Here is a 14,174-nt window from a genome sequence, read left to right on the forward strand (position 1 = left end):
AAAGTTTGAACTTCGGGACGGTCTGGACGAGATATGGTTGCTGGTGAATTCGATCTGATTGCCCGTTATTTTGACCGGGTGAGAACAACGCGCCGGGACGTTGAACTGGGCATCGGAGACGACTGCGCGCTGCTGACGGTGGCTGATAAAACGCAGCTGGCGGTCAGTACCGACACGCTGGTTGCCGGCGTACATTTCCTGCCGGACATCAATCCGGCGGACCTGGCCTACAAATCTTTGGCCGTCAATCTCAGCGATCTTGCCGCTATGGGCGCCGATCCGGCGTGGGTGTCCCTTGCCTTGACGTTGCCGTCTATCGACGGCGGCTGGCTGAAGGCCTATAGCGACAGCCTGTTTGAACAGATTGACTACTACGATATGCAGCTGGTCGGTGGAGACACCACCCGCGGTCCGCTGAGTATTACCATGACGATTCAGGGGCTGGTGCCCGCCGGACGTGCCTTGCGGCGCGACGGCGCGCATGTCGGCGACTGGATCTACGTCACGGGGACGCTGGGCGATAGCGCTGCGGGTCTGGCTATTTTGCAGGATCGCCTACAGGTCGAGGACGACGAACGGCGACGCTACCTGCTGCAACGTCATCTGCGGCCTCAGCCGCGCATCCTGCAAGGGCAGGCGCTACGCGGCCTGGCTCATTCCGCTATCGACTTGTCCGACGGTCTGGCTTCCGATCTCCGCCATATCCTTGCCGCCAGCCAATGCGGCGCGCACATCAATCTGGATATGCTGCCGTACTCCGAAGCGCTGCAACAGTCGGTAGATGCCGACTGCGCCAGACGCTGGGCGCTAGGCGGGGGAGAGGACTATGAGCTTTGCTTCACCGTGCCCGAGCTGAATCGGGGCGCGTTGGATATGGCGCTCAGCCACCTTGGCGTGCGCTACACCTGCATCGGACAGATGTGTCCGGCAGCCGAAGGGCTGCGTTTCTTCCAACACGACGAACCTGTCGACATCGATCTCAAAGGCTATGACCACTTTGGTGAGTGAAAATAAAGGCTCGCGTGAGGCGAAAAGCCGCCTGCGAATGCTGAACCCGTGGCATTTTCTGGCGACTGGGCTGGGAAGCGGACTCTCACCCTGGATGCCGGGAACGGCAGGGTCATTGGCGGCGATCCCGCTGTGGTATCTGATGATTTTGTTGCCGTGGCAGCTGTACTCGCTGCTGGTCATGCTCAGCATCGGCATCGGCGTTTACCTGTGTCAGCGCACCGCCAAAGACATGGGCGTTCACGATCACGGCAGTATCGTGTGGGACGAATTCGTCGGGATGTGGATTACGCTGATGGCTGTGCCGTCAATGCACTGGGGATGGGTGGTTACAGGATTCGTGCTGTTTCGGCTCCTCGATATCTGGAAGCCCTGGCCCATTCGCTGGTTCGACCGAAACGTGCATGGCGGAATGGGGATCATTGTGGACGATGTGATTGCCGGCGTTGTGGCGGCGGCCCTGATCTACCTGTTGGGCCACTCTCTGCCGTGGTAAGCGTGCGCCACCGCGCGCACACGTTCTTTTGCTCCGCCGTTTCCGATTGAGACTCCGGATATTCCCCACCTGACGCAGTGATGTCGGCGGGGAATCTGCGCTAAGTCTGAGATCAGGCCAGCCATTCCCGAATGCGTTGTTCGATGCCCGCCGCATCCAGTCCCAAGTCGGCGCGGATTTCCTGCTGCGACCCCTGAGAAATAAAGCGATCCGGCAGGCCCAGATTCAGAACCGAAACGGGGCGGCGATTCGCCATCACCCATTCGTTCACGCCGCTGCCGGCTCCGCCCATCACCGCATTTTCTTCCAGCGTCACCAGTGCGTCGTGGTTTGCCGCGAGCGTGTCCAGCAGCTCGACGTCCAGCGGTTTGACGAAACGCATATCGACCAGCGTCGCATTCAGCTTTTCCGCCGCCTGACGCGCTTCAGGCAGCAGCGTCCCGAAGTTGAGAATAGCCAGCTTTTCGCCTTCGCGGCGCATAATGCCTTTGCCGATAGCGATGGACTCCAACGGCGTCAGTTCTACGCCCAGACCGCTGCCGCGCGGATAGCGAACGGCGACCGGTCCATCCTGATAGTGATAGCCGGTGTGCAACATGAGGCGACACTCGTTCTCGTCGCTCGGCGCCATGATCACCATATTAGGGATACAGCGCAGGAATGAGAGGTCGAACGCGCCCTGATGCGTCGGCCCGTCGGCACCGACAATGCCGCCGCGGTCGATGGCGAACAGCACCGGGAGCTTTTGAATGGCGACGTCATGAATGACCTGATCGTAGGCCCGCTGCAAGAAGGTGGAGTAGATTGCGACGACCGGTTTGTAGCCGCCAATCGCCAGTCCGGCGGCAAAAGTGACGGCATGCTGTTCGGCGATCGCCACATCGAAATACTGTTTGGGATACTGACGGGAGAACTCGACCATCCCGGATCCTTCGCGCATGGCTGGCGTGATCGCCATCAGCTGACTGTCGCCCGCGGCGGTTTCCGTCAGCCACTGGCCGAAGATTTTGGAGTAGGTCGGAAGCGCTTCCTTGCTCTTCGGAAGCATCCCGCTGGCAGGATCGAACTTGGGCACGGCGTGCCAGCTGATAGGATCCTGTTCGGCGGGCGCATAGCCACGGCCTTTCTTGGTCATGATGTGCAGCAGCTGCGGCCCTTTCAGGCTACGCATGTTTTTCAGCGTCTGCGTCAGCACGTTGACGTCGTGACCGTCGATGGGACCGATGTAGTTGAAGCCGAGCTCCTCGAACAGCGTGCCGGGCACGACCATCGCCTTGAGATGTTCTTCGGTGCGGCGAACCAGCTCTTTGATGGGGGGCATGCCGGACAGCACTTTTTTGCCGCCTTCGCGCAGTGTGGAATACAGCTTGCCGGACAGCAGCTGCGCCAAATGGTTGTTCAGGGCGCCCACGTTTTCGGAGATCGACATCTCGTTGTCGTTCAGCACCACCAGCATATCCGGGTCGATATCGCCCGCATGGTTCATGGCTTCAAACGCCATCCCCGCGGTGATGGCGCCGTCGCCGATCACGCATACGGTACGCCGCCCCAATCCTTCACGGTCGGCGGCGACCGCCATACCGATCCCCGCGCTGATCGAGGTGGAGGAGTGGCCGACGCTCAGCACGTCGAACTCGCTTTCCTCACGCCAGGGGAACGGGTGCAGGCCGCCTTTCTGCCGGATGGTCGCAATACGCTCGCGTCGGCCGGTCAGGATTTTGTGCGGATAGGCCTGATGGCCCACGTCCCAGATCACGTGATCAAACGGCGTGTTGTAGACGTAGTGCAAAGCCACCGTCAGTTCTACCGTACCGAGACCGGAGGCAAAATGCCCGCTTGAACGGCTGACGCTGTCCAACAGGTATTGCCGAAGCTCATCGCACAGTTTCGGCAGACTTTCTTTGGGCAGCAGGCGCAGTTCGTCCGGGGTTTCTACCAGCGCCAGCGTGGGGTATTTCGCTATATCAAGGGTCATCGGATACTCATTAAGCGGTGTCTTATGTTGAAATTATTTATCGCGTTCAACGATGTAACTCGCCAGCGCCCGCAGCGGCGCAACGTCCAGCGTAAGGGAACTGACTTTGACCAGATCGTCCAGCGCTTCCAGAGAGTCCTGATAGAGGCGCTGCGCCTTGTCTTTCGCCTTGTCCAACCCCAACAGCCCTGGGTAGGTGCTTTTACCCAGCTGCTGATCGGCTCCCTGGCGTTTGCCGGTGGTGGCGCTGTCGCCGATGACATCCAGAATGTCATCCTGTACCTGAAAAGCTAATCCGATGGCGGCTGCGTAACGGTCGAGACAGGGCAATGCCTGTCGGCCCGCTTCGCCTGCGGCCAGAGCGCCCATCCGTATGGCGGCCCGGATCAGCGCTCCGGTTTTGTGACTGTGAATCTGTTGCAGCGAGGCTAAATCGACCTGATGCCCCTCGGCGACCAAATCCAGCGACTGGCCGCCGCACATGCCCGCGACGCCGCTGGCCTGCGCCAGCTCGGAGACCATCGCCAGACGATCGCGGTCGCTCACCTGCGGCATCGGCGCATCCGCCAGAATCGAAAACGCCAGCGTTTGCAGCGCGTCTCCAGCGAGGATCGCGCTGGCTTCGCCGAACCGAATGTGGCAGGTCGGCTGCCCGCGGCGCAGATCGTCGTTGTCCATAGCAGGCAGGTCATCGTGAATCAATGAGTAGGCGTGTATACACTCGACGGCCGCCGCTGGCGCATCCAGACTTTCCAGCGTCAGGCCGAAAAGCTGTCCGGTCGTATAGACCAGAAACGGACGTAGCCGTTTACCCCCCAGTAATGCCCCATAGCTCATGGCGTCAACCAGCGGAGTATTCTGAAATGGCAGGGCGGCGATAAACTGACTCAGCGTGGCGTCCGTGCGCTGATGGTGGGCACGCAGTTGCTCAAAGAATTCTGTCATAGCGTGACTACTCGTTGTCCGGGGTAAAAGGCGTCAAGGCCGCTTCGGGTTCATCGTTGAGCAGGATTTGCACGCGCTGTTCCGCCTGCTGCAACTTCAACTGGCCTTGACGCGCCAGCTGAATCCCTTGTTCAAACGCCTGCAGCGCCTCTTCCAACGGCAGCTCTCCCGACTCGAGACGGGCGACAATCTGTTCTAGCTCGCTCAGCGAACTTTCGAAACTCACGGGTGATTCGTTTTTTTTCGGCATAGTCGGTTTTGGGTCCTGTTCCTACGTATCGGAGCGCAAAAGGGGGCTGTAGCTCGTCGTTCCGCATGGTGCATTTGTGCGGTTAAGACACGCCGTATGCCGCAATTAAGTGATATACTCCGCGCCCTGGATGCTATTGGTAAGACCGCCGGAGCAACGTCGATATTACCGATAACGTGATTTTAGCCTTAGGGTAAAATTGTTTACGCCTTTACGATCAAGTAACGACAGCCACCATGAAGTTTATCATTAAATTGTTCCCGGAAATTACCATCAAAAGCCAATCTGTGCGGTTGCGCTTTATTAAAATCCTCACAGGGAACATCCGAAACGTTTTAAAACAGTATGATGAAACGCTGGCGGTTGTCCGTCACTGGGATCATATCGAAGTTCGTGCTCAGGACGAAAGTCAGCGCGCCATTATACGCGATGCCCTGACGCGTATCCCGGGGATTCACCACGTCCTCGAAGTGGAAGAGCACGACTATACCGATCTGCACAATATCTTCGAGCAAACGCTGGCCATGTACCGCGATCAGGTGGAAGGCAAAACTTTCTGCGTGCGGGTCAAACGTCGCGGCAAGCACGACTTCAGCTCTCAGGACGTTGAACGCTACGTGGGTGGCGGCCTGAACCAGCACATCGAGAGCGCGCGCGTCAATTTGACCTCGCCGCAGGTCACCGTGCATCTGGAAATCGAACAGGATCGCCTGCTGCTGATTAAAGGCCGCTACGAAGGGATTGGCGGCTACCCGATCGGGACGCAGGAAGATGTGCTGTCGCTGATTTCGGGCGGCTTCGACTCCGGCGTGTCCAGCTATATGCTGATGCGTCGCGGTTGCCGCGTGCACTATTGCTTCTTCAATCTGGGCGGCGCCGCGCATGAAATCGGCGTTAAGCAGGTGGCGCACTATTTGTGGAACCGCTTCGGCAGCTCGCATCGCGTTCGCTTCGTCGCCGTCGATTTTGAACCGGTGGTGGGCGAAATTCTTGAGAAAGTCGACGACGGCCAGATGGGCGTTGTGCTGAAACGCATGATGGTTCGGGCGGCCTCGAAAGTGGCCGAACGCTATGGCGTACAGGCGCTGGTGACCGGCGAAGCGTTGGGACAGGTGTCCAGCCAGACGCTCACCAATCTGCGGATGATCGACAACGCGACAGACACGCTGATTCTGCGTCCGCTGATTTCGCACGATAAAGAACACATCATCAATATGGCGCGTCAGCTGGGCACTGAAGACTTCGCCAAGACCATGCCGGAGTATTGCGGCGTGATCTCCAAGAGTCCGACGGTTAAAGCGGTCAAAGCAAAAATCGAGCACGAAGAGAGTCACTTCGACTTCGATATTCTCGATCGCGTTGTGAGCGAAGCGCGCAATCTGGATATTCGTGAAATCGCCGAGCAGACCACGCAGGAAGTGGTGGAAGTCGAAACGGTGGACGCGTTCGCCGCCAATGACATCCTGCTGGATATCCGTTCGCCGGATGAACAGGACGATCGTCCGCTGACGCTGGAACAGGTCGAGATCCGGTCGCTGCCGTTCTATAAGCTGGCGACCCAATTCGGCGATCTGGACCAGAGCAAAACCTATCTGCTCTACTGCGAACGCGGCGTGATGAGCCGTCTGCAGGCGCTTTATTTGCGCGAGCAGGGTTTTAATAATGTGAAGGTGTATCGCCCCTGATTGGGCGAAGTGATGTAGGTAAAAAAGGCGCTTCGGCGCCTTTTTTAATGCATGAAAATCAGTCCTGATAATTGTAGATGCCGGGGGGCAGCACCAGCTGAGCGGCAACCTCGGCCGCCTTTGCCTTGCCGATTAGCAGGTCAATCAGTTTCAGGGCGAAATCGATGCTGGTGCCCGGCCCCTGGCTGGTCAGCAGGTTGACGCGCGGGTCGAAGGCGACGCGTTTGTCGAGCCATTTCTCTTCAGGGATTTGCGATTTCAGCCCCGGATAGCCGGTCATATTCCCTACCGGGAATAGCTGATGATACTCCAGCACCACGGCGGGGGAGGCGCAGATCGCGGCGACGATGTTACCCTCCAGATGCGTCTGGCGCAGGCGTTCGATGAGCAGCGGGCTGTCGCGAAAGCACTCAGCTCCTTCCAGTCCGCCCGGCAAGACCACCGCATCGAAGGCGCGGTCAGCCACGGCCACCAGCGGGACTTCCGCCAGAATACGGACGCCGCGCGAGCAGATGATGTTCAGATCGCCGTCGCCGGCGACGCTGGCGGTCGTCACCTGAATCCCCGCTCTGACCAGCAGGTCAATGGTAGTGACCGCTTCGATTTCCTCGCTACCAGGGGCCAGGCAAACCAGTACCGATGCGCTCATATTCACTCTCCTTTTGCTTAATCTGTTCGAACAGGCGGCGGTTCTCCGGCAGCGTTAAGCCGTGAGCTCGTCCGCGTTTCAGCAGGTAGCCGGTAATGTAATCAATCTCGGTGTGCCGCTGCGCCAATATATCCTGCAGCATTGAGGAGGTATTGGCCGCCGTGTTGTGGATGATCTGATGGATATAGAGTAACAGGCTTTCGGTCGAGGTGTGCAGGCCCTCCCGGTCCATGACCTGCGCTATCTCCTGACACAGCGACGTCAATGCCGGCTCATGAGACGCCAGCTCACCGTTGGTGCAGCGATACAGTGCGGTCAGCGGATTGATCACGCAGTTGGCCGCCAGCTTCAGCCAGCAGGTAGCGGTGATGTTGTTATGCCAGGCCACGTCCGGCAGGGCCTGTTGCAGGATTTCCGCCAGCGAGCTCTGGTCGTCAATGGCATTGACGCCGCCGATACTGACGCGGCCGATATGGGTCGTACCTGCGGCGATATGGGTGACGGCCGTGCGATCGCGGCGTGCGGCGTGGGTGGTGATGCCGGCCAGCACCGGTTGGGTTAACGTCGGAAGTTCTTCCAGTGTTCCCATGCCGTTGTGCAACAGCAGGATCGTACAGTTCGGACGCAGACGTGGCAGGAGGGAGGAGACGGCGTCGGAGACCTGCCAGGCTTTGAGCGTCACCAGCAACAGCTCACTTTGCGCCAGATGTTCGGGATCATTAGCGGTGAGATTCAGGTTGCGGTGTTCTCCGTCGAGCGTGATCACATTCACCGGGCAGTAAGGGCGGGGGATGCGAAGCCAGCCTTGTACGTCGTGCCCTTGCTGATGAAGCGCGGCGAGCCAGAGTTGCCCGATGGCGCCGCAGCCGAGGACGGTAATATTCATGCCTCTCTCCCAGGGTAAAATGAAAATGTGATCTGCATCACTTTATACATGATAAGGCATCGCTCATCGTTTTGTCCGCCGTATTCGCCGCCTGCAGTTAGCGGTCTGTGCCATGCCGGCGTCCATTTTGCTTATGACTGGCGAGCAGGTATCATGCTCGGCAGCCTTTTTGTGTCAGGAGATAAATCATGCCATCTTTCGATATTGTTTCGGAAATTGATATGCAGGAAGTCCGCAATGCGGTGGAGAATGCGTCACGCGAGCTGAGCACCCGCTGGGATTTCCGCAACGTGCCCGCCAGCTTTGATCTGAATGAGAAAGCGCAAACCATCAAGATGGCGAGCGAGTCCGACTTCCAGGTGAAGCAACTGGTGGATATTCTGCGGGAGAAGCTGGCCAAACGCGGCATCGAAGGCAGCGCGGTAGAGGTGCCTGAAGAGTTGGAGCACAGCGGTAAAACCTACAGCGTGGAAGCCGGGCTGAAGCAGGGAATCGAGACGGCTCAGGCGAAGAAACTGGTCAAGCTGATCAAAGACAGCAAGCTGAAAGTTCAGGCGCAGATTCAGGGTGAGCAGGTGCGTGTGACTGGTAAGTCCCGTGACGATCTGCAAAGCGTGATGGCGCTGGTGCGCGGCGCAGATCTGGGTCAGCCTTTCCAGTTCAACAATTTCCGCGACTAAGCGGACTTCTCCCAGAAGCAAAAGGCCAGCTAAGCTGGCCTTTCTGTTTTAAAGCGTCATTAGACGCGTATTGCCTCCCGCCGCCGCCGAATTGGTGCAGACTGCGCGCTCAATCAGCAGGCGCTCAAGCCGAATGGCGTTGTCTCCGCTGCTCAACCCCTGCACCGACACGATCGGGCCGTGTCTGGCGGCCAACTGAGCACAGACGCTCTGTAGCGAAACGGCATTACCGTGATGAATAACCGCGTCGAAAGGCTGTTCGTAAAGCGTCGAGGCGGGCGCGATGTCGATAGCCGATTTAACGTCAGCGGGCAGCTTTTCGTAGAGCGCAATGTTCATGGAGGCGTCCGGCCACAGCATTTTGCCACCCACGCTGGCGACGGCCGCCAGTTGGATCAGCAAATCCTGTGGATTCAGCGCCAGCCCCAAAACGCGTTCTCGGGGCAGAAGCCGGTAGTCGTTATCTTCGCCGGTGGGACCGGGAAGCGCGCTAACGGTATATCCGGCGCTGTTTTCTCTAAACGTTTTGCAGCAGTGTAGCAGCTCGTTGTTTTGCTGCTGCTCCGCCCATGCTTTCAGAGCCGTAAAGGCGTTGAAGGTGCCAGGCTTCGTTGGCATGGCTTCCGGTCCGGCGACCGCGGTGTAGCGCAAGCCTTGCAGCGAGGCATCGGCGGGGCACTGGCTCAGCAGACGATACAGGTACAGCGGCCCGCCCGCCTTGGGGCCGGTGCCGGAGAGTCCCTCGCCCCCGAAGGGCTGAACGCCGACCACCGCGCCCACCACATTGCGGTTGATGTACACATTGCCCACTTTGATGTTTTCCGCCACTTTGTTAATGGTGCGGTCGATGCGGGAGTGAATGCCGAAGGTAAGGCCATATCCCAATGCGTTGATTTTATTCACCAACTCCGGCAACTGACGGCTGTCGTAACGCAGTACGTGCAGCACGGGGCCGAACACTTCTTTTTTCAAATCCTCGATCGCGTTGATTTCGATGAGCGCGGGTGTGATGAAGTAACCGTGCGCGTCGTCTGCGGCGTCGCTCATCGGGGTATGGCTGGCCTGAAACACGGGGAAGCCTTTGTCCCGCATCGCGCTGATGTGCGCGCGGATTCCGCCCATGGCTTCTTCATCGATGACCGGGCCGATATCCGTGGCGAGCTGTTCAGGGTTGCCCATCTGATATTCGACCATCGTGCCGCGCAAGGCTTCGAGCAGCGGCTCGGCGACGTCATTCTGGATACACAGCAGTCTTAACGCGGAGCAGCGTTGACCGGCGCTATCAAACGCGGAGGTCATGCAGTCGATAATGACCTGCTCCGGCAAAGCGGACGAGTCGACAACCAGGGCATTAATGCCGCCGGTCTCCGCAATCAGGGGGATCGGGCGTCCAGCGTCGTCCAGGCGTCCCGCAATTTTTTGGTTGATCGACAGGGCGACGGCGGTAGAGCCAGTAAACATCACCCCTTTAACGTTCTCGTCGGCGATCAGCGGCTCACCGACGGTTTCGCCTCGTCCCGGCAGCATCTGCAAAACGTCTTTCGGAATACCGGCTTCATACAGGATGTTCACGGCGAGGTAGGCGATAAGCGGCGTTTGCTCGGCCGGTTTGGCAATCACCGTATTGCCGGTCGCCAGCGCGGCGGCTATCTGGCCGGTGAAAATGGCCAGCGGGAAATTCCAGGGGCTGATGCAGACGACGACGCCCAGCGGTACGTGGCTGTCATTTTCGAATGTCTGCTGAACCTGCAGGGCGTAATAGTTAAGAAAATCCACGGCTTCGCGCACTTCGGCGATGGCATTGCTGTAGGTTTTTCCGGCCTCTCTGACCAGCACGCCGATGAGTTCGCCGATGCGTTGCTCCATCAATTCGGCGGCACGGATCAATATTTCCGCACGGTCCGAGGGCGCAACGGCGGACCACTGATGCGTCGCCTGTTGCGCGGCAGCCAGCGCATGGGCGACATCGATGTCGGTCGCTTCGCAGACGGTGCCTAGGATATCGCGCGGGTTCGCCGGATTGATGATATCGATCGGCGTCCCAAGTGGGGAGCCTGTCGCCGTGAGCGGCTGCGCATGGATTTTCTCCTGCGAGCTGTGCGTCAGGGTTGTGAACAGCTCGTGCAAACAGACTTCGCTATACAGGTTGAGTCCCCGTGAGTTCTCTCGGGATGCGCCGTAGATGTGTCGCGGCAACGGGATGCGGGGGTGCGGCAGTCCGAGCTGGTTCTCCGTTTTCGCCAGCGTGGAGACGACATTGATAGGGCTCGCGACCAGGCTGTCGAGAGAAACGTTCGGGTCCGCGATCTGATTCACGAACGAACTGTTGGAGCCGTTTTCGAGCAAACGTCGGACCAAATAAGGCAGCAGGGTTTCGTGCGAGCCGACCGGCGCATAGATGCGGCAGGGACGGTTCAGGCGCTCTTCGCCCACCACTTCCCGGTAGAGCGGAACGCCCATGCCATGGAGGCACTGAAACTCATACTGGTGCGGCGTAAAGGTCTCACCCGCCAGATAAAAGATGGCCGCGAGCGAGTGAGCGTTGTGCGTAGCGAACTGGGGATAGAACAACGTCGGCTCGGACAAAAGGGCCTTCGCGCAGGCCAGATAGGAGACATCGGAGTAGACCTTGCGCGTAAACACCGGGTAAGCGCTAAGCCCGGCGACCTGCGCGCGTTTGATTTCGCTATCCCAGTAAGCGCCTTTGACCAGGCGCACTCGCAGGCGGCGTTGGGTTTGGCGGGCCAAGTCTTTCAGGTAGTCGATCACGCTGAAACAGCGCTTCTGGTAGGCCTGGACGACAAAGCCGATGCCGTCCCAGGACTGCAGTTCCGGCTCTTCACACAGCCGGGTCAGTAAATCCAGCGAGATGTCCAGCCGGTCGGCCTCTTCGGCATCAATGGTGATCGGCACATCATAGGATTTGGCGAGAAGCACCAGCGACTTCAGCGTGGGATACAGTTCGCTGAACATCCGTTCATACTGGTGCAGCGTATAACGGGGGTGCAGCGCCGAGAGTTTGAGTGAAAACTCCGTGCCGTCATAAATGCCTTTTCCCCGGCTGTGCTTGCCGATGGCGTGCAGCGCGTCCTGACAGCGTTGAACGTAGTTGTCGGCGTCTCGCTGGGTCAGCGCCGCTTCCCCCAGCATATCAAAGGTGTAGGTGAACCCGGCTTTCTCGATGGGAGTGATCGACTGCAACGCCTGCGAAATGGTTTCTCCGGTGACGAAATGCTCGCTCATGACATGCATGGCGACGTCCATCGCTTTTCGGATCAGCGCGGAAGAGGCGGTAGCGATAATTGTGTTCACGCTGTTTGACAAGGCGTGTTTGTCGCCGTAACTGACGACCGACCCGGTGACGAGCAGTCCCCACGTCGCCGCGTTGATAAATAGAGACGAGTTTTTGCCCAGGTGAGACTTCCAGTTTTGTCCCGAGAGCTTGTCGCGAATCAGCAGGTCGCGGGTATCGTCATCCGGGATACGCAGCAGGGCTTCGGCCAGACACATCAGCGCTACGCCTTCCCGTGAAGACAGGGAGTACTCCTGCAACAAGTTCTGAATCATTGATTCGCGATTTTTACTGACTTTCTTTTTGCGCAACGATGAGGCCAGGGTATAGGCCAATTGATGGATCTTTTGGTCGATGTCGTCAGGTATATTGAGGGTCTCAAACAAAGAGGACACCACTTCCTGCTCAGGCTGGTCCCAGACCAGCGTGATGGCTTGTCTCTTGTGATCTCTGGAGGTCCAATGCGTAGATAATTCAGCGAACGGCGAAACTTTTTCTCTGTCCATAACATCATCTCTTACGATATCGATAGCCATAGTAAACCTCACGTTACTTAATCTTAGTCTACGGCGGGAAAGCAGCCGCTACGGTGAATTCAGCCCGTCCATCGTTCTTGGCGTTAAAGCGCGAGTGTCGTCAGTGCACTCTTCTGATTATGGAGAAATTTCACTAATCTCTCGTCCGTGGAATGCAGGATGTCATTCGGGGAGCCGACGGCGAGAATCTCGCCCTCTTCCATAAAGACGATGCGATCGGAAATTTTGAATGCGAAGGACATTTCGTGCGTCACGATCACCATCGTCATTCCCTCGTTAGCGAGGTCTTCAATGACTTTCAGCACATCGCCGACCAGCTCCGGGTCCAGCGCCGAAGTCGGTTCGTCGAACAGCATGATGGAAGGCGTCATTGCCAGCGCACGGGCGATCGCCACGCGCTGTTGCTGGCCGCCGGAGAGCTGGTGGGGGTATTTGTGCGCGTGTTCAAGCAGCCCGACTTTCTTCAGCAGCGTTAACCCCTGAGCCAGAATGTCGTCTCTGGCGCCGGTGTGATGGTAGAGCGGCGCGAACATGACATTCTCAAGCGCGGTCATGTGTGGGAAGAGATAGAACCCCTGGAAAACCATGCCGATTTTCTCTGCCTGCTGGTAATAATGTTGTGTCGGCCTGCCGTTATCCGTGGGGTGAAGGAACGGCTGGTCATCCAGCAGGATTTTCCCCGCATCGAGCGACTCCAGACCGTTCATGGTCCGGATTAACGAGGTTTTGCCTGAACCGGATGGGCCGATGATGGCGATCACTTCGCCTTTTTTAATCGCCAGATTGATGTTTTTCAGCACCGGTTTATTGCCGTAGCGTTTACAGATGCCTTCCAATGCCAGGGTCACGCGGTGCTTGTTGCTGGCATATTTGCGGGCGGACTGCGGCGCGGGAGCGGGCGGTTTCGCCTGTAGCAAGGCGAGTTCGTGATCGCTTAATCCTCGGGCTTTCCTGCTGCTGGTATCGAGCCATTTTTCCAGTGCGGTCACCAGCCGGTCGAAGACGGTCACGATGAAGATGTAGTAGCACGACACGGCGAGCAGCGTTTCGATGACTTTGAAATTCTGGGTATACAGTCGTTGTCCCACCAGAAGAATTTCCCCTAATGAAATCACGGACACCAACGACGTCAGTTTGACGATGACGATGAATTCATTCGCCAACGCGGGAAGCGCGATGCGCATCGCCTGTGGAATGATGATGCGCTTCTGTATGCCGGCGTAATTGATATTGAGGGATTTCGCTGCTTCCAATTGCCCTTTATGCACGGACATCAACCCGCCGCGATAAATCTCGGCGATAAACGCGGATTCGCATAGCACCATCGCGATCAGGCCGGAAATAAAGGGCGATGACAGAAGATCTGACGTCGACGTAAAAAATTGCGGCAGGTTGTAAATCAGGATAATCAAAACCAGGAGCGGCAAGCTTCTGAAAAACCAGATATATAACTTGGCGAGAGCGCGTAGCGGCAGGAAATGGGATTGTTTCGCCAGCGCCAGAACGAGGCCCAGAATATTGCCGCCAATCCAGGAGGCCACGCTCAGCGCAATTACGACGAGCGTGGCTTGCCAAAAATCAGAATAAGAGAACAGTTCAAAGAAATAATGAGTATCAAAATCCATAGTTTATCCTGTGAAGAAATTGACGCTGGCATTAGCGATCATGCATCTGGATGCTCACCGGAATAACACACAAGGTGAATAGCGACGCCCGTGCTTTCTGTTCGCAATGATGTGACGATGGCGAATCGGCGACGTCCTGTTCGCTAC

Annotated in this window: 11 protein-coding genes; 4 read left to right on the forward strand and 7 right to left on the reverse strand. The window is 57.8% G+C overall.

Annotation, left to right across the window (positions count from 1 at the left end; genetic code table 11):
- Positions 1-33: 33 nt before the first annotated feature.
- Positions 34-1,008 (forward strand): thiamine-phosphate kinase, encoded by a 975-nt coding sequence (gene thiL / locus SB13_RS02395; protein WP_026738814.1) that lies wholly within the window; start codon positions 34-36, stop codon positions 1,006-1,008.
- Entirely contained in the window at positions 989-1,504 is a 516-nt protein-coding gene (gene pgpA / locus SB13_RS02400) for a phosphatidylglycerophosphatase A (RefSeq protein WP_026738815.1), read from the forward strand. The genes thiL and pgpA overlap by 20 nt, the downstream gene beginning before the upstream one ends.
- 112 nt (positions 1,505-1,616) lie before the next feature.
- On the opposite strand, the gene dxs is transcribed toward pgpA, so the two are convergent.
- The 3 genes from dxs to xseB are packed head-to-tail and all read right to left on the reverse strand — an operon-like array spanning position 1,617 to position 4,674.
- On the reverse strand, positions 1,617-3,479 hold the full coding sequence (gene dxs, locus SB13_RS02405; RefSeq protein WP_026738816.1) for a 1-deoxy-D-xylulose-5-phosphate synthase: 1,863 nt from the start codon (positions 3,477-3,479) through the stop codon (positions 1,617-1,619).
- A 33-nt stretch (positions 3,480-3,512) separates the two neighbouring features.
- The gene (gene ispA / locus SB13_RS02410; RefSeq protein WP_026738817.1) at positions 3,513-4,424 is read right to left on the reverse strand and encodes a (2E,6E)-farnesyl diphosphate synthase; all 912 of its coding nucleotides are present in this window, start codon (positions 4,422-4,424) and stop codon (positions 3,513-3,515) included.
- A 7-nt stretch (positions 4,425-4,431) separates the two neighbouring features.
- Positions 4,432-4,674, reverse strand: coding sequence for an exodeoxyribonuclease VII small subunit (gene xseB, locus SB13_RS02415; protein WP_026738818.1), 243 nt, complete (start codon positions 4,672-4,674; stop codon positions 4,432-4,434).
- A gap of 236 nt (positions 4,675-4,910) precedes the next feature.
- Here xseB and thiI point away from each other — a divergent pair, with 236 nt between their 5' ends.
- Positions 4,911-6,359: a tRNA uracil 4-sulfurtransferase ThiI gene (thiI, locus tag SB13_RS02420; protein WP_026738819.1), complete on the forward strand. Its 1,449-nt coding sequence runs from the start codon at positions 4,911-4,913 to the stop codon at positions 6,357-6,359.
- A 58-nt stretch (positions 6,360-6,417) separates the two neighbouring features.
- On the opposite strand, the gene yajL is transcribed toward thiI, so the two are convergent.
- Entirely contained in the window at positions 6,418-7,008 is a 591-nt protein-coding gene (gene yajL / locus SB13_RS02425) for a protein deglycase YajL (RefSeq protein WP_026738820.1), read from the reverse strand.
- Positions 6,971-7,894, reverse strand: a complete 924-nt coding sequence (gene panE / locus SB13_RS02430) for a 2-dehydropantoate 2-reductase (RefSeq protein WP_026738821.1) — start codon at positions 7,892-7,894, stop codon at positions 6,971-6,973. The genes yajL and panE overlap by 38 nt, the downstream gene beginning before the upstream one ends.
- 188 nt (positions 7,895-8,082) lie before the next feature.
- Between panE and SB13_RS02435 the strand changes: the two genes are divergently transcribed.
- A complete protein-coding gene (locus SB13_RS02435) occupies positions 8,083-8,574 on the forward strand; it encodes a YajQ family cyclic di-GMP-binding protein (protein WP_026738822.1) in 492 nt (163 codons plus the stop codon).
- A 48-nt stretch (positions 8,575-8,622) separates the two neighbouring features.
- On the opposite strand, the gene putA is transcribed toward SB13_RS02435, so the two are convergent.
- Both putA and SB13_RS18105 read right to left on the reverse strand, forming a co-directional pair.
- Positions 8,623-12,402 carry a trifunctional transcriptional regulator/proline dehydrogenase/L-glutamate gamma-semialdehyde dehydrogenase gene (gene putA, locus SB13_RS02440; RefSeq protein ID WP_051616307.1) on the reverse strand — a complete coding sequence of 1,260 codons (3,780 nt, stop codon included), beginning with the start codon at positions 12,400-12,402 and terminating at the stop codon, positions 8,623-8,625.
- An 83-nt stretch (positions 12,403-12,485) separates the two neighbouring features.
- The gene (locus tag SB13_RS18105) at positions 12,486-14,027 is read right to left on the reverse strand and encodes an amino acid ABC transporter permease/ATP-binding protein (RefSeq protein ID WP_026738824.1); all 1,542 of its coding nucleotides are present in this window, start codon (positions 14,025-14,027) and stop codon (positions 12,486-12,488) included.
- Between the last annotated feature and the right edge of the window lie 147 nt (positions 14,028-14,174).

The organism is Lonsdalea quercina subsp. quercina (assembly GCF_000688695.1).
Classification (GTDB): Bacteria; Pseudomonadota; Gammaproteobacteria; order Enterobacterales; family Enterobacteriaceae; genus Lonsdalea; species Lonsdalea quercina_D.